Below are 19,427 nucleotides of genomic sequence, written 5' to 3' on the forward strand. Positions count from 1 at the left end.
GGACTGCCTCCCCTTGGTGTTCCTAGCGACCGCTGCTATTTGGCGGCAACGGCCTTCGTCGCCACGCTCGTCTTGGACGCCGTCACGTACCCGGCCTTGGATCCTGTGACCGTGACGGTGATCGCCTTGCCGACGTCGGTGGACGTGAGCGTGTACGTGGCCGCGGTTGCCCCTGCGATGGCGACACCGGCCCGCTTCCACTGGTACGCCAACGCCACCGGAGCCGGCGACCACACCCCCGTAGTGGCGGTGAGCTTCAACCCCGAGACCGCGGACCCGGAGATCGTCGGCACCGGTGCCGCCGTCAACGCCTTCGGCGCCGTGACCGCCGCCGTCGCCACGCTGGTCTTGGATGTTGTGGCGTACCCGGCCTTCGAACCGGTCACCGTGACGGTGATCGTCTTGCCGACGTCGGTGGACGTGAGCGTGTACGTGGCCGCGGTTGCCCCTGCGATGGCGACACCGGCCCGCTTCCACTGGTACGCCAACGCCACCGGAGCCGGCGACCACACCCCCGTAGTGGCGGTGAGCTTCAACCCCGAGACCGCGGACCCGGAGATCGTCGGCACCGGTGCCGCCGTCAACGCCTTCGGCGCCGTGACCGCCGCCGTCGCCACGCTGGTCTTGGATGTTGTGGCGTACCCGGCCTTCGAACCGGTCACCGTGACGGTGATCGTCTTGCCGACGTCGGCGGACGTGAGCGTGTAGGTGCTGGCGGTTGCCCCGGCGATGGCGACGCCGGCACGCTTCCACTGGTATGCCAACGCCACCGGAGCCGGCGACCACACACCCGCCGTCGCTGTCAGCTTCAACCCCGACACCGCAGACCCGGAGATCGTCGGCACCGGAGCCGCCGTCAACGCCTTCGGCGCCGCCACCGCCGCGTACGACATCACACCCAGGGCGGTCGCCTTGCCCACGGTGGTGCTCACCAGTGTTGCAGCGGCCTCGGTGGTGGCATTCCCGGAATAGAGCTTCCCCAAGCTGGCTTGGGGTCCGTAGCCTGTGGAATTGGCAACCAAAACATATTTGCCGGTGGTGAGCCCGCTGATCGTGAACTTTCCAGCACTGTCAGTCTGGGTAGATCGAGCAATCAGGCTGCGGTCCTTGGTGTAGGCCGTGACATTTGTGTCAGCGATCGGTTTCCCTGCTTTGTCCACCAACGTCCCCGTGATCGATCCACCCGTGGCCAGGGTTGCGGAGATGTTGGACAGCGTCTGCCCCACCGCGACGGTGAGTGGCTTGGCTGCGCCCACGCCCAGGGACTCGCTCTTGTTTTGGTAGTACTGGGCCTCCGCGAGGGACGAACCGCTGGCACGGTTGAAGGCGACCTTGTAGGACCCTGCAGCCAGGCCAGTGATGCTGTAGGCGCCCGTGGATGAATCAGTGTAGCCGGATTTTACAACCACTCCGGATTGGTCCATGACCGCCACGGGGTACCACTCGCCCGCGCTGACAGGAGTGATCGATCCACTGATCGTTGCGCCCTTGACGAGCGTGTCATTGATGCCGGTGGCGTTCTGACCGCTCGCAACGGTCACCACTGTGGCCGTGTCAAAGGACTTCGCGTTCTTGTACCACTGGTCCGCCGTGTCTGGACTGTTCGTCACGAATTGCAGCTTGTAGGAACCGGCGGGCAGGCCCACCACCTTGTACGTACCGTCCGAACCAACCCATCCAATCTGGGAAGGTTGCTGTTTGTCGGCTGTATAGACAGAGACCCTGGAATTTGCGAAGCTGCTGCCGGCCGGAGCCGTGAACTTTCCACTGATCGTTGCGCCCTTGACGAGCGTGTCATTGATGCCGGTAAGGTCCTGCGCGCTCTTGAGCGTCACCACGGTGGCCGTCTCATAGGACTTGGCGTTCTTGTACCACTGGTCCGGGGCGCCGGACTGGTTACCGACAAAAATCATCTTGTAGGAACCGGCCGGCAGGTTCGGGACCTTGTACGTCCCGTCCACGTTGAGATAGCTGTAACCCACGTAATTTTGGCTGTCAGCGGTGTAGACGCTGACGCTTGTCTGGGCAAGGTTCACGCCGACAGGCGCCGTGAACTTTCCACTGATGGACGAGCTCTTCACCAGCGTGTCGTTGAGGCCCGTAACGTCCTGCCCGCTGTTGAGCGTCACAACGGTGGCCACGTCAAAGGACTTGGCATTCTTATACCACTGGTCCCGGGCGCCGGACAGCTGCCGGTAATTGACAAACAGCAGCTTGTAGGAACCGGCAGGCAGGCCGACGACCTTGTACGTGCCGTCGGCGCCCACCGATGCCGCACCAACTGCTTGTTGCCGGTCAGCAGCGTAGACATCGACTTGTGTCTGGGCGAGGTCCACCCCGGCCGGCGCAGTGAGCTTTCCGCTGATCGTCGCCCCCTTGGCCAGCGTGTCGTTAATGCCTGTGGCGTTCTGACCACTCGCAACGGTCACCGCGGTGGCCGCATCAAAGGTCTTGGTGTTCTTGTACCACTGGTCCACGGCGCCCGACTGTGACGCGGAAAATTGCACCTTGTAGGACCCCGCCCACAGGCCGGGGACAGTGTACGCGCCGTCCACACCAACCGAACCGCTGGCTACGTAATAGCCCGGACCAGTGGTGGGGTAGACATTAACGTTCACCTGCGAAAGATCGGTCCCAGCCGGGGCCGTGAGCTTTCCACTGATCGAGGAACTCTTGATAAGCGTGTCGTTGATACCAGTAATGGCCTGCCCACCCGCAACGGTCACCACGGTGGCCGCGTCAAAGGACTGGGCGTTCTTGTACCACGAGTACAACACTCCCGTCTGGAAGCCTGAAAATTGGAGTTTGTAGGAACCGGCAGGCAGACCTGAGAGCTTATATGCACCCACCGAGTCAACCCAGCCCATACGGACGCTGCTTTGCCGGTCAGCGGTGTAGGCAGTGACGGTTGTCTGGAATGACGACACACCGGCCGGTGCCGTGAGCTTTCCGCTGATCGTCGCGCCCTTGACCAGCGTGTCATTGATGCCGGTAAGGTCCTGCCCGGTCGTAATTGTGACGGTAGCGGCCGTCGCAAAGGACTGGGCATTCTTGTACCACTGGTCCAAGACCCCGGATGCTGACCCCGTGAATTGCAGCTTGTAGGCACCGGCTGCCAGGCCCGAGACTTTGTACGTGCCGTCGGCGTTGGCGTAGCCATAACCCACACTGGACTGCTGACCAGCGGTATACACAGTGACGGACGTATTGAGGAGGTTTACACCGGCCGGTGCCGTGAGCTTTCCACTGATCGTGGCGCCCTTGACTAGGGTGTCGTTGATGCCTGTGACGTTCTGGCCGTTCGCAACGGTGACGACAGTGGCCGCACCAAAGGAAGTGGCATTCTTGTACCACTGCTCTATGCCCCCGGACTGGGAAGCGGAGAAGTGCACCTTGTAGGATCCAGCGGGCAGGTCCGGGATCTTGTACGTATTGTCCGCTCCAAGAGTGGTAAGACCAACGTGTTGTTGCTGGTCAGCGGTATACACGTGGATAAACATATTGGTGAGGCTCATGCCCGCAGGCGCCGTGAGCTTGCCGCTGATCGACCCCGTGGCCGTCGCGGCAGCGGCCGGAACAACCCCGGCCATGCACAGTGCTGTCAATAGCAACCCGATGACCATTATTGGCCTTAATCTGGTCCATCTTCGAAACATGTATTCCCCCAATAATTCCAGTGGCGACGAAAGCCGCCACACCCAATAAAACGCGTTAGCGTAACGGAATGAGGCTACCGGACGGGATATGGTTTCTGTTGGCGGATTCCACGGCGAAAACCGCCCCTCATCAAGCGCGCCATTCACTACGGCTATCCATGCCCGCGGCGTCCGGTAACAATGAATTATTTATGCGTAACATTCCCCAGGAGCGGTGTGAATCAAACGTCGAAGGCTGGTATGGCGGGCACAGCCGGCGCCGTGTCCCTGTGCCTCATCGCAGCGTCCCTCGTGGCCTACCAGCCCGGAGGGCTTTTTAGGTTTACCTGGATCAAAATCGTTGTCCTCCTTGTTGCCTTGGGCTTTGGGCTATTTGCCGCCCGGAAGGCACGGCTGCCCGGCGCTGCAATTGCAGTTTTATGGATCGGATCCGGTGTCCTATTCGTGGCGATAGCCCGCTCGGTCGATCCTCTGGCCAGCTTTGTGGGCAGGTGGCCGCGCTACGAGGGTGCTGCCACCTTGGGCCTCTACCTGGCCATGCTCGCGCTGGGGGCCAGATTGTTGGGCGGGGGCGGTTCCGTCGCGGCCTGGGCGTTGCTGCACCGAGTGCTGGCAGTGGCATCCCTGGCGCTGGCCACCATCAGTCTTTTGGAGGCGGTCGGGCTGCGGCCGCTGGGTGGGGCTGCAGACCTTCGGCCCGGAGCGACGCTGGGGAATGCCACCGACCAGGGACTGGTTGGCGTCATGATCGCTGGACTTCTCTCGCGTCCTGCCCTGATGCGGGGCGGCACCTGGCGGTGGCTGCTGCGCTCGGGCTTGGCCGCCGCCGTGCTCACGGCGGTCCTGTCCGGGTCCCGCGCGGCCCTTCTTGGATTAGTGCTGGTGGCTGCCACGGGGGCGCTTTTCGGGTTCGGGGACAAGAAGGCAAGGCTCTTTCCGAGGGCGGGCATCGCCATTGGCAGCATTCTCGCCCTCACGCTTCTGGTGGTCTTCAGTGCCGGCACGCGTGAACGCCTCTTCAGCCCCGACACGGTCTCGGGGCGTTGGCTCCTGTGGCAGCAAAGTTTGATGCTCATCAAAGACCATTGGCTGGCTGGACTTGGCCCCAGCGGTTTTGTGGACGCCATACCCGGCTACGAAACCCGCCAATGGGCCCAGCAATTTGGGGATTCCTTTCCGCCGGATTCCCCGCATATGTGGATCCTCCAGGCCCTGGTGGCGGGAGGTGTGCCGCTTCTGGTGTCCGCCTGTGCACTGGGGATTCTGGTGCTCCGATATGCCGTGGAGCAAATTAGAAATGCGCCGGACAAACAGTCGCGGGCAAATCTGGTGGGAGCATTTGCCGCCGTCATCGCATATGGGGCCGGATTGTTGACGCACTTCAGTTCGCCGGGCACCACACCATTGGCACTGCTGGTGTGCGGCGGGCTGATCGCGACGACGACGGCGCCGTCGGGCCGCTTGATTCCGGACAGGCTACGGACGCTCATGTCCGCCAAACGATTCGCGGCGGCCCGCACGATTGGCGCAGCCACGGCCCTCGCGGCCGCCCTGGCGGTTGCCGTACCCGCCACCATCGCCGAATGGCCCATGGCTGCCGGTGCCAGGGCGGTGGGGACCGGGGACACGGCACTGGCAGAGCAGCACTTCCAACTGGCCTACCAACTCAGGCCATGGGACAGCGATACCGCGTTGCTGGCCGCCCAGGCGTTCGCGGGAGATGCCACCAACGGCGACCAGGCGGCGGCCACCCACGCCGTCGAGTGGGCCAGCATCTCAACCGCCCGGACTCCGGACTCCGTGGAGGCAGGGCTCGCCCTGGCCATCGGGCACATCTACAGCGGCGACCTCGCTGCGGGGCGCGACGTCCTTGACGCCCTGATCATCAAGGCACCCAACTCATCGGGGCTGTACACCCAGCGCGGGGTGGCCGAATTTGGTCTGGGCGAGCCGGAACGGAGCATCAGCGATCTCAAGACGGCGGCATCACTGTCTCCAGATTCACCAACGCCGCTGAGGATCCTGGCCCAGGTCTACGAGCGCCTCGGTGAGGTGGACAACGCCACCGAGGCAGCAGCCAGGGCGGACCAGCTCGGCGGATAGCGAGGTCTCGACAAGCTCGACCACCGGGCACCGCTGGTTGAGCGGAGCTTGCGGAGCCGAAACCTGGGGGGCCGGGCGCGTCCCCGGCCACCGCCGTCGGGTGCGGGGGGCCCTCGACGGCGAGGGACCCAAAGTGAGCTTGCGAACTTTGGGAGCCTGCGGGGAGGTCTCGGCTTCGCTCGACCACCGAAACCAACGAGCAGCCGGAGCTACTCCCCTGCGGGCTGGGCGAACCAGATCATCGTTTCGCCGTACTTCTTCTGCGCGAACAGCTCCAGCGCATCGGGCCACACCGGCTGCGGGGACCGTGAGGAGCGCTCCACGACCACCACGGCCTCGGGGTTGAGCGACGGCGCCAGTGCCACCAGCACGGCCGCGAGCGAGTCCTCATCCAGCGGGTAGGGCGGGTCCAGGAACACCAGGTCCCAGCGGTCCACCCCGGCCAGTGAGACCCGCTGCAGGAACGATTCCACCTTGGAGCGTTGCACGCCCACCACGCGGCGGCGCAGGGCCTGGTTCATGGCCTCCGCGTTGCGCTGGCAGACGGCCGCAGCCTTGGCATCGAACTCCACCAGCTCCACCGAGGCGGCGCCGCGGCTGGCGCTTTCCACGCCCAGCGCTCCGGACCCCGCATACAGGTCAAGGACCCGGGCGTCCAGAATGACGTCCAGGGATTCCAGCCGGGAGAACAAGGCCTCCTTGACGCGGTCCGTCGTCGGCCGAGTGGCGTTGCCCGGCACCGAGACCAGGGGCGTGCCGCCGGACACTCCGGCAATGATCCGGCTCATCGGTGCGCTCCGGCGTCTGCCGCACTATCCGCGTTCAAGGAACGCCTCCTTCTCGGGGTTCAAATATGCTTCCATCGCGCTGCGCAGGGCCTGGTGGCCGTCCAGCGCGGGATCCTCGGCCACAATCTCCCACGCATCCTTGCGTGCGGCGGCGATCGTCGTCTCGTCGTGGGCCACGCGCAGGAACCGCAGGGCCGACCGTCCGCCGGACTGTGATGATCCCAGAATATCGCCCTCGCGGCGCAGTGCGAGGTCCTCCTGGGCCAGGACAAAACCGTCGGTGGTGGCGGCGACGGCGTCCAGCCGGCGCCGGCTCGGATGGACCGGTTCCAGCGTGGTCACCAGCAGGCAGGTCCCGGGCAGTCCGCCACGGCCCACCCGTCCACGCAGCTGGTGCAGTTGGGAAATGCCGAACCTGTCCGCATCCACGATGACCATCAGGGTGGCGTTGGGCACGTCCACGCCCACCTCGATGACGGTGGTGGAGACCATCAGATCCAGTGAGCCGGAGGCAAACGCCGCCATGGTTTCGGCCTTGACGGCGGGGTCAAGCTTGCCGTGCAGGATGCCGATCCGGGTGCCCGCCAACACGGGCTCGTTGCGCAGGAGCTCGGCGACGGTGGCCACCTCGGCCAGCGCCCGCTTCTCGCCGTTCTCGGGCGGCGGCCCCGAGCCGTCGCCATCTCCGTCACCCTCCTCGTCGGTGCCGATCTTGGGGCAGACCACAAACACCTGGTGTCCGGCGTCGATCTCCTCCCGGGAGCGGCTCCACAGCCGCGCCACCCAGCCGGGGTGCTCGGCCAGGCCCACCACGTGGGTGCCAATGGGAGCGCGCCCGGCGGGCAGCTCGGTGAGCTCGGAAACCTCAAGGTCGCCGAAGATGGTCATCGCCACGGTGCGCGGGATGGGGGTGGCCGTCATGACCAGCACATGCGGCGGCTTGGCGGCCTTGGCGCGCAGGGCATCGCGCTGCTCCACGCCAAAGCGGTGCTGCTCGTCCACCACTATCAAGCCCAGGTCGGCGAATTGGACATTGTCCGAGAGCAGGGCATGCGTGCCGATCACAATGCCGGCGCTGCCGGCGGCCGCGTCCAGCAGGGCCCGTTTCCGGGCGGCGGTGGGCATCGAGCCGGTCAGCAGCGTCACCTGGGTGCCGCCGTCGGCCCCGCCCAGCATGCCGCCCTCGGCCAGCGGGCCCATCATGGCCCGGATGGAGGCAAAGTGCTGGGCCGCGAGGACCTCGGTGGGGGCCAGCAGCGCGGCCTGGCCGCCGGAATCGATCACCTGCAACATCGCGCGCAGGGCCACCACCGTCTTGCCCGAACCCACCTCGCCCTGGAGCAGGCGGTGCATGGGGTGGGGCTTGGAGAGCTCGGTGGCCACCAGGTTGCCGATCTCCCGCTGCCCGGTGGTCAGCGTGAACGGCAGCCGGGCGTCAAAGGCGTCCAGCAGGCCGCCCACCGTCCCCGGACGCGAGGTCGCGGGCAGGGCCTCGGTCTGCGCGCGCCGGCGGGCCAGCGCCGTCTGCAGCACCAGCGCCTCCTGGTACCTGAACCGCTTGCGGGCCTGTTGCCACTCGCGTTCGGTCGAGGGGGTGTGGATGTGCCGGTAGGAGTGTTCCAGCGGCAGCAACCGCTCGCGGCCTGCCACGGCGGCGGGGATGGGATCGCCCACGGCGGCCAGGTCCACCACGGCCAGCAGGGCCGCCACGGACTTGGCAATGGCAAAGCTGGTCAGCTTCGCGGTGGCCGGGTACACCGGGATGGGCCGGCTGGCCATGAACTCGGCCTCGGCCGGCGCGAGCTCGTCGTCGGGCAGGAATTCAAAGCTGGGGTTGGTCAGGGTTGCGGCACCCTGGTAGCTGTTGACCTTCCCGGAGAACAACGCCAGCTTGCCCACGGCCAGCTGGGTCTTGGCGTTCCAGCCGTTGAAGAAGCTCATGCTCAGCGTGGAGCCCTGGGCGGAATCATCGGTGATCACCACCTCGGTGATGGAACCCTTGCGGCTGCGCATGGACCGGGTGCTGTTGGACGTGACCCGGCCCAGCACCGTGACATCCTCGTTGAGCGGCAGCTTGCCCAGCTCGGTGAGCTCGCCGCGGTTGATGTAGCGGCGCGGGAAATGGTTGAGCAGGTCCCCCACCGTGGCCAGCCCGAGTTGCTTCTCCAGCTTGGTGCCCGTGGGCGCGCCCAGGAGCCGGCCCAGCGGCAGGTCGAAGTCGTCGGGCGTGTGTGCGGGCTTAGGGGATTCCATGGGCATCTGCCGTGGCCGCGTTGAGGGCCGTAATGCTGACATTGGAGGGGTCTCCGGCAGTCCGGATCAGATCCAGCGCCAGCTCGGATTCGGGCACATGGACGTGCACCCGCCACGGGTAGCCGCCGGTGTCGTCGGCCTGCTCGGAGACGGCGCTCATGATCACCGAGTCCCCCAGCTCGTCGAGCTGCATGCGCAGCCCGGCGGCGGCCAGCGGGGTCAGCGAGATGGTGCACATGACCTCCACGCCGGTGTCCGCGGGCAAGGTGGCGGCCAGGTGCGGATCCTGGACGTCGTAGCCGGAGAGCGAGTCAAGCAGGGCTTCCTCGAGTTCCGTGCCGAGGATCGCCGAGCGCAGGCAGTCCAGCACCAGCAGCAGTCCGACGCCGCCGGCATCCACCACGTGGGCCGCTGTCAGCGGGCCAAGCTGGCTTTCGGTCAGCACGACGGCCTCGCGGGCACTGTCGACGGCGGCGTCCAGGGTCAGCGCCAGGGCATGGTTGCTGTCATCGCCGTTCTGGGCCGACTCGGCCGTCGCGGCGCCGCGCGCACTGGCCTCCAGCACGGAGAGCATGGTGCCGGGCATCGGATCGCTGAGCGCGGACCAGCAGCGGATGGAGCCGCGGTGCAGGGAGGCGGCCAAGAGCGGTCCGCTCAGGCGCTGCTGGCCGGCCAGGGGCTCGGCAAAGGCGGCGAGGAAGACGGAGAACAGCGTGCCGGAGTTGCCGCGGGCCTGTTCCATGGCGGCACGGGCGGCAGCGGCCATGACTGCGCCGGCGTCGGCGCCCTCGTGCGCCGCGGCGGCAGCGGAGGCAGCCCGGACGGTGAGGTAGAGGTTGGTACCGGTGTCGCCGTCGGCCACGGGGAAGATGTTGATGGCGTTGAGCCGGTCGCTGTGGTTGCCCAAGGTCTCCTCGGCCTTGGCCAGCCAGCGCCTCAACGCGTGCGCATTGGCGGCAATCCTAGACTGCAAAGTGATCCCATCCCGCTGTACCTACGCCAAAGCCGGAGGCGTCGCCGCCGGCCACTGTGACCGAGGGCAGCGAGCCGTCCCCGGGCATGATAGAGCCTATCGCAGTGAACCCCGCGGGCAGCTGTGCGACGTCGGCGAATGTGGCCAACAGGCCGTGGTCCTCGCCGCCGGAGAGCACCCAGGCCCACGGATTGGCGCCCACGACGGCGGCAATCGGCGCCATCTTGTCCACGAAGGCGCCCAGGGCCGCCGGGTCCAGGTCCACCCGCACACCGCTGGCCGCGGCGATCCTGGCGGCGTCGCGCAACAGCCCGTCGGAGACGTCCATCATGGCCGTGGCCCCGGCCAGCGCGGCGGCGGGTCCGGCGGCGAGCGGTGGCCGCGGGTGGCAAAAGTCCCGGGCGGCGTCGGCCATGGCCGGCGTGAACTTCGACGACGGCGTCGGGCCCTCCAGCAGCGCCCAGCCGGCGGCTGCAACTCCGGCGGAACCGGCGAGCGCCAGCACATCCCCCACCCGGGCCCCGGAACGCAGCACCGGCGCCCGGCCCTCAAGCGAGCCCATCACAGCCACCGTCACCACGATCTCGGCCCCGGCGGAGAGGTCTCCCCCGGCCACCGAGCAGTCCGTGGCGCCCAGCTCTTCGATGGCGGCGACCAGCCCCTCGGCCAGCCCCTCCACCCAGGCCACCTCGGTGGTGCCGGGCAGGGTCAGGCTCACCACCAGTGAGGTGGGCACGGCGCCCATGGCGTTGATGTCGCTGAGGTTCTGCGCGGCGGCCTTGAAGCCGACGTCGTAGCCGGTGGTCCGGTAGCCGTTGGGCCACTGGAGCCGGAAGTCCTTGTCCTGCACCTGGGTGTCGATGGAGACCACCATGCGCCCGTCCGGGGCGGCCAGCACGGCGGCGTCGTCGCCGGGGCCCAGCAGCACCGACTCACTGCCCTTCAGGCGCGGGAAGATCCGGGCCAGCAGGGCGGATTCGGAGAGTTCTGCCACAGTCAACGTCATGCTTCAACCGTATATGGCGGCACGGACAAGCGCCCAAGCAAGGGGTGCCCGGGCCGGTGCCGGCTGAATGGGGGCAGTTCCCAGCCAGTAGCATGGACAGGTGCCCCGACTCCTCCCGCAGACCGCCAGGCGACCTCTTGTCCAAGGCACCATTGCCGTCGCCGCGCTGTTGTCCCTGTGGCTGGTGGCGGCCATCGTGCTCTTCGCGAATCCGCCGCAGTCGGCTCCCCAGCACGCCGACGCCGTCATCATGCTGGGCGGTGCCAGCCGGGAACGCCTGCCGGTGGCCCTGGGCCTGGCGGAGAACTCTCTGGCACCAACCCTGGCCATCTCGCACACCAACAGCGCCGGCAACGTCAGTGCCGATGCACTGTGCAACTACGCGGGGGTCATCAATGTGAAGCTGGAATGTTTCAAGGCCGGCACCCTGGACACCCGGGGCGAGGCCGCGGCCATCGCGGACCTCATTGCTGCGAAGGGGTGGCATTCGGTGGTTGTGGTGACATCGCGGTACCACGCCACACGGGCCCAAACCCTGATCTCGCAATGCACCTCCGCACATGTCCAAATGATCGTTTCGGAGCCAAAGATTTCCATCGCCCAATGGCTGCGCCGATTTGTCATTGAGACCGGTGGCCTCTTGGATGCGTGGCTGTCGCCCCAATGCAAGGCACCCCGGTAACCTCCCGCCCCCATCCCGGGGCACCCTGCCAAATGTGAATAGTCGCTGGCATAGTGTAAGAATTTAAACGGCAGCATCTGCTGCACTACGCCAAATTCAGGGGACATCGTGGGACAACCTCCATCGCGCTCCGGCCCCTACCCCGCTGGCCGGCATATGCGCCAGCCAAGGATGCGAAGCGTTTCGGCGCGGCCCGCTGCCGGCCGGACGAGGCCTGTGTTCCTGACGGAGCTGTGGGATGCCAAAGCTGAGGCGAAGGTGGAGGCACCTCTGCCGGTTCCCGCTCCAGCCGGCACCGACGAACGCCAATTGCGTTTGAAAAAGAAGATTGCGTTGCTTATGGTCATCGCGGTTTCACTGGCCATACCGGCGCTCATTGCCGCCCTCGTTTTCCTGCACTGACCGGCCAGCAGAATTCTTGCAGGCCGGCACCCATTTCCGGCGTACACCGCATCGGACACGGCTTCGATTGGCCCAGCCCCGAGCGCTCCGGCGAAAGCATTGCTTTTTGTCCGGCAGCGGCCCACCCTATGGCTAGGGGGAATGAGGATTCTGGTCTCTTGGCCAAGGATCTGCCATGAAATCAAGGCCCCGCACGCACCCCGTCCTGGCTTTCATTGCCAGCTTGGCCTTCGTGGCCACGGCCGCCTCGGTTTCGGCCGCCGCACCTTCGGATCCGCCGGCCAACCCGATCAGTGGCTTTTTCATTACCCTCAGCACCACTGATGCGGCCAACATCCAAAAACTCACGGACATCAAAGCCGTGGGCGGCGATACCGTCATCGCCTTCGGGAACACACTCAGGCCTGCATCCTTGGCCACGGTGCCCGCGGACTGCCTGATCGGCGGTGTCAACTGTGCACAGGCTGCTGCCACCGGCGTGGCCATCGGCCGGATCTTTACCTATTCGGACGGCAGTCATTGGGGAACCGTTGCGCTCAAATGCCCGCGGGACATGAGCATCACCAGCAACGGCAAATTGTTCACCATCTTGGTTTTTGCCGCCCAAGGTGGAGCCTGCAATTCACCCAACGGAATCTACGACGTTGTCGTGGTCAGCGGTGGAAACCCTGCGGCTGCCGACGCGGCAGTCTCCATGGCTGCGGCTGCCACCACACTGGGAATGCATTTTTACGCCGGGATGCCCGACCCCATCAAGAGGACCGACCTGAACAACCTGCCGGATCTTTCCTACCTCGATACCTTCAACCAGTTCACCATCCGCTTCCTGCAGTTCCAAGCGGCCGTGAACAATGTCGCCGGGTTGGCGGGTTTCTACCATCACATGGAAATGCCACTAAGCGACAGCACCTATTTCGACCCGGTGCTCACGCTGTACACCGTGCAGAACCAGGCGATAGCCCGGATCCTGCCCACCCGTGCCGCCGTCGTCAGCCCCTACATCGACTCGCGCATTTCATCGGGAGGCCACATCACTCCGGCCCAGGCGGGCAACGCGGCCAGACGAATCGCACTGACCCGAAGTGGCATCGCCCTGTACATTGCCGTCCAGGACGGGATGGGAACATCCTTGGGTGGTTCCTATTTTGGCGACGAGGCGGCCCTGCCGGTGGACCAATATGCCGCGGCCTACGTAGGAGCGGGGGCATGGGGCAGCAAATATGTGGCCCCCAACCGTGACTTCTATCTGGCAGCTGCCCAGGGCGTAGCCGGCACAGGTGCAACCCTGTGGGCCAATATGGAAGGAATGGCTCCGCCCGTAGGCACCAACACCTGCGACACCAACACGCGGGGACAGACGACGAAGGCACGCATCGACCGCCAGCTCCAGCAAATGGCCAACGCTCCGGCGAAGGTCATCTCGTTCATGTGGGACTCGTACTACACCTGCACCGTCAACGGCCAGACGCTGGCCCAACAGATCAAGGCCGGAAACACCACGCCCGTGATTACCGACGCATTCTTCAATGCGGCCACAGGTGCTGTCCAAGTGACGGGGTTCAACCTGAGCGGTGCCACTGTTGCGGTGAAATGGACCGACGCTGCGGGGCAGGTCCGGGGAGCCACCGTCGCTGGCAGCGGCTACAACGCCGCCTACGGGCAACAGCAGGGATTGAACCCCCGGCTGCAAACCATCACGGCACTCGTGGGCCCAACCACCGTGGGGCCAGGGAAGTACTACATGGTGAACGTCACCAACGGCTGGGGACAGACGAACGACGCATACTTTTCGAAACTCGGCTAGCCACTCGGATTCCTTGCCGACAACGATCCGTGCGAACATTGGATATCTCTGTTCCAGCCGTTCCTGTCCCGTTAACCAGCGCACTCACTCGCGTTAACCCCGGGCAGCTAGGCTCCAACGGATCAATACACCTATCGCTGGGGGAAAAGCTATGCCCGTCGTCATGCCGATTTTCGGTACCCGTCCGGAGGCCATTAAGATGGCTCCCATCGTGGCCGCCCTCGAACAGTCGGAGCTCTTCGACTGCGTGGTCACCGTGACCGGACAGCACCGCGAAATGCTGGACCAGGTCAACCAGCTCTTTGGCATCGTCCCGGACCACGATCTGGACATCCTGCAGCCCGGCCAGTCCCTCTCGGCCATCATGACCCGCACCATCGACGGGCTGGACACGTTGTTCAAGGCGGGCAAGCCCGACGCCGTCATCGTCCAGGGCGACACCACCACCTCCACCGCCGGAGCCATCGCCGCGTTCTACCACGGCATCCCGGTCATCCACGTCGAGGCGGGCCTGCGCAGCGGCAACCTCCACTCCCCCTTCCCGGAGGAGGCCAACCGCAAGATCACCAGCCAGATCGCCAGCCTGCACCTGGCCCCCACCAGCACCAGCCGGGCCAATCTGCTGGCCGAGGGCATCAACGCCGACGACGTCGTGGTCACCGGCAACACCGTCATCGACGCCCTGCTGGCCACCGTGGACAAGAACATCCCCTTCACCGACCCGCAGCTGGAGGAACTGGCCGCCAGCGGGCGCAAGATCCTGCTGGTCACCACGCACCGCCGCGAGAACCAAGGCGATGCCATGCGCGGCATGGGCCGGGCCCTGGCCCGCATCGCCGACGCCGAACCGGACCTGGTGATCGTGCTGCCGGCGCACAAGAATCCGGTGGTCCGCGAGGCCGTCCTGCCCGCACTGGAGGGCAAGACCAACGTGATCGTCACCGAGCCGCTGGCCTACGGTGAATTCACCCGGATGCTGTCGCTGGCCCACATCGTCCTCACCGACTCCGGCGGCGTCCAGGAGGAGGCCCCCAGCCTGGGCAAGCCGGTGCTGGTGATGCGGGAGAACACCGAGCGCCCCGAGGCCGTCACCGCCGGCACCGTGAAACTGATCGGCACCGGCGAGGAGAAGATCGTCGCCGAGGTCCACCGCCTGCTCCACGACCGGGACCACTTCGCCTCCATGGCCAACGCCGTGAACCCCTACGGCGACGGCCGGGCCGCGGCCCGCACCCTCGCCGCCATCGCCCAGCTCCTGGGCACCGGCACCCGCATCGACGAGTTCGGCACCGCCTGCGTCTAGCCACCACGGCGTCCAAGCAAAAGAACGCAAGGGGCGCAGCACAATCCTGTGCTGCGCCCCTTGCGTCTTGCCTTGCTAGAGGATCTCCGCCAGCCACTGGGGTGCCACCGCTGCGGTGTCGAACCGGGCGGCATAGTCCCGCGCGGCATCCACCTCGTGCCGCATCCCTGCGGCGTCGTTGCTCAGTTTGAACACCGTGTTGGCCCCATCGTTGGTGTCTTGGACCAGCCAGCGAGATCCGAAGATGCCTTCCACACCGGGCCGCGGCCAAAAGACCGGCACGGCCCCACTGGCCATTCCCTCAGCCGGGGCCAGATGGAAGCTTTCATCGGAACTGGGCGAAAGAACAAATCCGATCTTGCGCAGCCACGAGCCCATGTCGGCACCGAAGGGCTCGAAGACAATGGCATTCCGCAGCCTTTCGTCGGCTCCAATGCGGGCAAACAATTCCGTGTAGGCCTCGCGCTGGAAAGGCTTCTTCCACTCGTAGTCGTATTCCCAGGGCATCCGGCCGCGAACGTGGAGCGTGTACCGCTCGTCGAGCTCCAACAACTGCTCCATCAGGTCAACCGCCCGGTCCAGGCGCTTTCGGATCGGGACAATCCCGACCATTCCCAGCCTGAATTCGCTGCCATCGAGTTTCGGCCGTGCCAGGTCCCCGGCATCGACGGCGTTGGGGATGACTTTGATGTTGACCGATTCCCAGCCCTCGACGGCGCGGACCCGCTCGACATACAGGTCGGAAACGCAGACCAGGGTATCAATTTCCGTGGTGTCGATGGCAGGCAGCCAGAGGCCGTTCAACTCGAACATGTGCAGGCGGACAATGAGCTTTTGACGCCGGCGTTTGTTGTTTGAGTACCACACGGCGTTGGGACCGGCCCATTCGCAGACAATGACGTCGGCCCATTCCAGCAATGCCTCGGATTCCTTCACATTGTGGGTGTGAAGCGTCGGCCACCTGTCGAACTTCAGTTCAATGTCGGCCCGCTGCATCAGCAGATCCACCAACTCGCCGGCAAATTTGAAATCGTGGCCCGCCAGGAGGACACGCGTTGGTTTCCTTCGGCGGGGAATCAATGCATAGTCCACTTCCGTGCACTGGAAATGTCCCTCCAAGCGCTGTGCCGATGCCGTTACCGAATACTCGGCCACGGCGTGTGAAACGCGGGCGCGCAGCTCTTCCGTCACTGTGCCCAGGCCGGCCAGCACTCCCACCACGCTTTCGGGTGAGTCATCGTCGATGAAGAGCGGATAGTCGGCCCCCAGCAGCCGTTCATGCGCAGCTGTCCTGTTCAGCAGCGGAGGAATGCCCATGGCGGCTGCCTCAAGGACCTTGGTGGAAATCTCGAAACTGTCGTTCATCGATCCTGAACGCCAGCTCAGTGCCACATCCTGGTGCGCCAGAACCCCCGCTGCCGCATCGCGGCTCAGACCCCCCAGCCAACGGATGGAATCTGAAACGATGGCCTCCCGCATGGTCCCGGCCCAGTCGGGACTCTTTGGATCCTCCTGGAATTTGTCACCGATCATTGTCAGCGTCGCGCGCAGTCCAGCGGCCTCGAGCTGTTCGGGCAATCCACACATTTCCAGGGTCCGCCAGCTCTGCGCAAACTTTCCGGAATATGCAAGCCTCAGGCCAGCGCTGCCACCGACGGGCCGTGCAGGGTGGAAATACTCATCCGGAACCATGGGATTGAGCAGCAAGGTCTTTCCGCAGGCCTCGGGCGCGATCGATTCCAAATAGGCCCGGGCGTCGGGGGTCTGGGCGAACATCCGATGGGCACGTGCCGCCATTTTCCGGATGTCCTGCAGTTTCTTGTGCCCAAGTTTGGAGATGGGGTGTGGAATGTCGGTGATGTACAGCCAGGACTTCGGACCCAGCCTGGCCGAATTCGCCACGTGGGTGGACACGGCGAATCCACGGGAAATCACGACATCGAAATCTTGTTCACTGTCCAAGGCGGCCATGCGTTGGGCCGCCAGGCGCGCAGTCAACTCCCCCGGCGTGGAATCGTCGCGCTCGGCCCACGGATCCACAATGTGGACATTCTCCAGGTGGGCAATCCGTTCCATCGTTCCGGGGCGCTCCACCGCAGCCTTGAGCAAGACGGTGACAGTTGAGTTTGTCCGGGACAGCGTCTCGGCCATGGACAAGAGCCAGATGGCGGAGCCGTCGATGATGTTGAGGTTTACATCCCCATACAGCAGGATCTTGCGGGTTCCGGCTCTCGGATCGCTGAGCAAATGACTGTCCAATCTACCTAATACCCCCGCGGGAATAGTCAATGAGTTCTGAGAGCATGCCCAGATGAATGTCTTCGGTCCAGGCCGGATCATCGGCCTCCGGACCAACCACCACGTCCGCGCTCCCCGCCAGCTCGCCCGTGTAGCAGTCAGGGACTGCACCGGAGGCTATGTAGCACACCAGGATGCCGCGCCGCCGGGCGACGGCGAGCGCGGCCTGGAGCTCGGCGAACAGTGCCGATCCACCGGCGGATTCCGTGCCGAACCACGGCCCCGAGGCGAAAGCCAGCTGGTCGATGATCAGTGTCCCTGCACTGGTCTTTTCCAGCTGGTCCCGGGCCGTGCTGGGCGACAGGCATTCCAAGGACCGCTGTGAGCGCATCAGTTCCCGCAATACCGGGGTGGCAATGCCTATCAGCCGCCGGCCTTCCCCGGGGCTCGACGACGGGGCGGCGGCGCCGAGCATCTGGTTTAGGCGTGCCTGCCGTTCGAGGGCCGGCGCGACGTCGGCCGCCATGCGGCCCACCACGGGGGTGCCGTCCCGGGAAACCACGGGCGCGGTCGACGCCGTCGCCCCGTCCACGCCCGCGGCCCCGGGAGCCGCGGTCTTGCCGTCCTGGAGGGCTTTCACAACATTTTCAAGGCTCTTCTGCGCCACGGCCGATTGGCTCTGCACATCAAGCAGTCTGTCTTTGGTGGACCGCGACGTGGTCGCTTGACTCCACTCGAGCAGTATCAGCCGGTAGGCGGCATACAACACCGCCAACAGCACCAGCACGATGGAGACCAACACGTAGCCGGGCCAGCCGGTGGCGGCGAACAGGACCACGGACGCAAGGCCCAGAACGGCCAGGACCGCGATGAACTGCACCACCCTGCTTTTGAAGACTTTGCGCATGTTCCGCCCCGTGCCCTTTGCCATCACGCAGCACCACCCGACGGGCCGCCGGCCAGCGCCAGATCGAGGGCTCCGCGGGTGTCGACCACAATCTTGCCCGCCAGGAGTCCGCGGTCCAGGTTCCGCACCTCGTCGTGGTCAACCAGCACCACCACCACTGCGGAACGCAGGATGGCCTCCTCAATGCCTGCCAGGTGGGCATTGCTTTGCCCCGACAGGCCGTGCGGCAGCTCGTCCACGTGCGGTTCGGCAATGTTGATGCGGCGCCCTGGCAATCCTTCGGCCAGGCCGGTGGCAATCTCGACGGCGGGCGACTCGCGCAAGTCGTCAATGTTCGCCTTGAATGACAACCCCAGGACGGCGAGCTCGGCGTCCGCCGGCAGACCGGCCAGGGCCTCGACAACCTTGCCATGGACCCAGCCAGGCTTTGCATCGTTGACCGTCCGTGCTGTGCGGATCAACTGCGCTTCCTGAGGTGCGGCGGCCACAATGAACCACGGGTCGACGGCGATGCAGTGGCCGCCCACGCCCGGGCCCGGCTGGAGGATGTTCACCCGTGGATGGTGGTTCGCCAGGCGGATCAGTTCCCAGACATCAATGCCCAGCTTGTCGCTGATGACCGAGAGCTCGTTGGCAAAGGCGATGTTGACATCGCGATAGGAATTCTCCACCAGTTTGGCCATCTCCGCGGTGACGGCATCGGTCAGCAGGATCTCGCCCTGGCAGAAGGTGGCGTACAACGCCTTTGCCAGTACCGCGGCCTCGGGGGTGATTCCACCAACAATCCGGTCATTGGTGACCAGTTCAATCATGACCCTCCCGGGCAGGACCCGTTCCGGGCAGTGGGCCAGGAGGATCGCCGGCTTGCCGTTGGCGCCGTCCAAACTGAGGTCCGGACGCAGGGCCAGCAGATAGTCGGCCAGGTGCCGGGTTGCGCCCGGCGGCGACGTCGATTCGAGAATGACCAGCTCGCCGCCCTGCAGCTGCGGGGCGATCCCCCGCGCTGCGGCTTCAATGTAGCTCAAGTCCGCGCTGCGGTCCGCCAGGAACGGGGTGGGTACGGCCACGATGTACGCCTGCGCTGCCGGCGTCGACGTCGTGGCCTTCAGGCTTCCGTTGCTGACGGCACCTGCAACATGGATGCCCAGGTCCGGTTCCACGAAGGGCACGCGGCCCGCGTTGACCGCATCCACGGTGCGCTGGTTGACGTCGACGCCGATGACGTCCAGGCCGTTGGAGGCCAGGATGGCGGCCGTCGGCAGCCCGATGTACCCGAGGCCGATCACGGCCACGGTAGTGATGTTCTGCATTA

At 65.5% G+C, this 19,427-nt stretch carries 13 protein-coding genes; 5 read left to right on the top strand and 8 right to left on the bottom strand.

What is annotated here, in order from left to right; genetic code table 11:
* Positions 1 to 35 precede the first annotated feature (35 nt).
* Complete coding sequence (locus ACQCSX_RS07395; protein WP_427018368.1) at positions 36 to 3,803, bottom strand: carboxypeptidase regulatory-like domain-containing protein; 3,768 nt, start codon at positions 3,801 to 3,803, stop codon at positions 36 to 38.
* A 69-nt stretch (positions 3,804 to 3,872) separates the two neighbouring features.
* Here ACQCSX_RS07395 and ACQCSX_RS07400 point away from each other — a divergent pair, with 69 nt between their 5' ends.
* Positions 3,873 to 5,759, top strand: a complete 1,887-nt coding sequence (locus ACQCSX_RS07400) for an O-antigen ligase family protein (protein WP_427018369.1) — start codon at positions 3,873 to 3,875, stop codon at positions 5,757 to 5,759.
* A gap of 209 nt (positions 5,760 to 5,968) precedes the next feature.
* Here the strand turns inward: ACQCSX_RS07400 and rsmD are convergent, their stop codons facing one another.
* From rsmD to ACQCSX_RS07420, 4 genes are read right to left on the bottom strand one after another with little or no spacing between them, the layout of a single operon-like run.
* Positions 5,969 to 6,547, bottom strand: a complete 579-nt coding sequence (gene rsmD, locus ACQCSX_RS07405; protein ID WP_427018370.1) for a 16S rRNA (guanine(966)-N(2))-methyltransferase RsmD — start codon at positions 6,545 to 6,547, stop codon at positions 5,969 to 5,971.
* A gap of 24 nt (positions 6,548 to 6,571) precedes the next feature.
* Positions 6,572 to 8,800, bottom strand: coding sequence for an ATP-dependent DNA helicase RecG (locus ACQCSX_RS07410; protein ID WP_427018371.1), 2,229 nt, complete (start codon positions 8,798 to 8,800; stop codon positions 6,572 to 6,574).
* Positions 8,787 to 9,773 carry a DAK2 domain-containing protein gene (locus tag ACQCSX_RS07415; protein ID WP_427018372.1) on the bottom strand — a complete coding sequence of 329 codons (987 nt, stop codon included), beginning with the start codon at positions 9,771 to 9,773 and terminating at the stop codon, positions 8,787 to 8,789. Before ACQCSX_RS07415 ends, ACQCSX_RS07410 begins: the two co-directional genes overlap by 14 nt.
* Complete coding sequence (locus ACQCSX_RS07420; protein WP_427018373.1) at positions 9,763 to 10,779, bottom strand: thiamine-phosphate kinase; 1,017 nt, start codon at positions 10,777 to 10,779, stop codon at positions 9,763 to 9,765. Before ACQCSX_RS07420 ends, ACQCSX_RS07415 begins: the two co-directional genes overlap by 11 nt.
* A gap of 100 nt (positions 10,780 to 10,879) precedes the next feature.
* On the opposite strand from ACQCSX_RS07420, the gene ACQCSX_RS07425 reads away from it, so the two are divergent.
* The 4 genes from ACQCSX_RS07425 to wecB all read left to right on the top strand — a co-directional run bounded on the left by ACQCSX_RS07425 (position 10,880) and on the right by wecB (position 14,970).
* A complete protein-coding gene (locus ACQCSX_RS07425) occupies positions 10,880 to 11,461 on the top strand; it encodes a YdcF family protein (RefSeq protein WP_427018374.1) in 582 nt (193 codons plus the stop codon).
* Between the two features lie 216 nt (positions 11,462 to 11,677).
* On the top strand, positions 11,678 to 11,863 hold the full coding sequence (locus ACQCSX_RS07430; protein WP_427018375.1) for a hypothetical protein: 186 nt from the start codon (positions 11,678 to 11,680) through the stop codon (positions 11,861 to 11,863).
* Positions 11,864 to 12,038: 175 nt separating this feature from the next.
* Positions 12,039 to 13,667 (top strand): hypothetical protein, encoded by a 1,629-nt coding sequence (locus tag ACQCSX_RS07435; protein WP_427018376.1) that lies wholly within the window; start codon positions 12,039 to 12,041, stop codon positions 13,665 to 13,667.
* 151 nt (positions 13,668 to 13,818) lie between these two features.
* A complete protein-coding gene (gene wecB / locus ACQCSX_RS07440) occupies positions 13,819 to 14,970 on the top strand; it encodes a non-hydrolyzing UDP-N-acetylglucosamine 2-epimerase (protein ID WP_427018377.1) in 1,152 nt (383 codons plus the stop codon).
* A gap of 75 nt (positions 14,971 to 15,045) precedes the next feature.
* Here the strand turns inward: wecB and ACQCSX_RS07445 are convergent, their stop codons facing one another.
* The 3 genes from ACQCSX_RS07445 to wecC are packed head-to-tail and all read right to left on the bottom strand — an operon-like array spanning position 15,046 to position 19,425.
* Positions 15,046 to 17,217, bottom strand: coding sequence for a glycosyltransferase (locus tag ACQCSX_RS07445; RefSeq protein ID WP_427018378.1), 2,172 nt, complete (start codon positions 17,215 to 17,217; stop codon positions 15,046 to 15,048).
* A 13-nt stretch (positions 17,218 to 17,230) separates the two neighbouring features.
* Positions 17,231 to 18,139 carry a hypothetical protein gene (locus ACQCSX_RS07450; protein ID WP_427018379.1) on the bottom strand — a complete coding sequence of 303 codons (909 nt, stop codon included), beginning with the start codon at positions 18,137 to 18,139 and terminating at the stop codon, positions 17,231 to 17,233.
* On the bottom strand, positions 18,139 to 19,425 hold the full coding sequence (wecC, locus tag ACQCSX_RS07455; RefSeq protein ID WP_427018380.1) for a UDP-N-acetyl-D-mannosamine dehydrogenase: 1,287 nt from the start codon (positions 19,423 to 19,425) through the stop codon (positions 18,139 to 18,141). The genes ACQCSX_RS07450 and wecC overlap by 1 nt, the downstream gene beginning before the upstream one ends.
* Between the last annotated feature and the right edge of the window lie 2 nt (positions 19,426 to 19,427).

It is taken from the genome of Pseudarthrobacter sp. P1 (assembly GCF_050156935.1).
In the GTDB taxonomy this organism is placed as follows: Bacteria; Actinomycetota; Actinomycetes; order Actinomycetales; family Micrococcaceae; genus Specibacter.

Coding starts and splice junctions, on each gene's coding strand:
- wecB (WP_427018377.1), top strand. CDS start 13,819: ATGCCCGTCGTCATGCCGATTTTCGGTACCCGTCCGGAGGCCATTAAG.
- wecC (WP_427018380.1), bottom strand. CDS start 19,425: ATGCAGAACATCACTACCGTGGCCGTGATCGGCCTCGGGTACATCGGG.
- ACQCSX_RS07420 (WP_427018373.1), bottom strand. CDS start 10,779: ATGACGTTGACTGTGGCAGAACTCTCCGAATCCGCCCTGCTGGCCCGG.
- ACQCSX_RS07435 (WP_427018376.1), top strand. CDS start 12,039: ATGAAATCAAGGCCCCGCACGCACCCCGTCCTGGCTTTCATTGCCAGC.
- rsmD (WP_427018370.1), bottom strand. CDS start 6,547: ATGAGCCGGATCATTGCCGGAGTGTCCGGCGGCACGCCCCTGGTCTCG.
- ACQCSX_RS07450 (WP_427018379.1), bottom strand. CDS start 18,139: ATGGCAAAGGGCACGGGGCGGAACATGCGCAAAGTCTTCAAAAGCAGG.
- ACQCSX_RS07410 (WP_427018371.1), bottom strand. CDS start 8,800: ATGGAATCCCCTAAGCCCGCACACACGCCCGACGACTTCGACCTGCCG.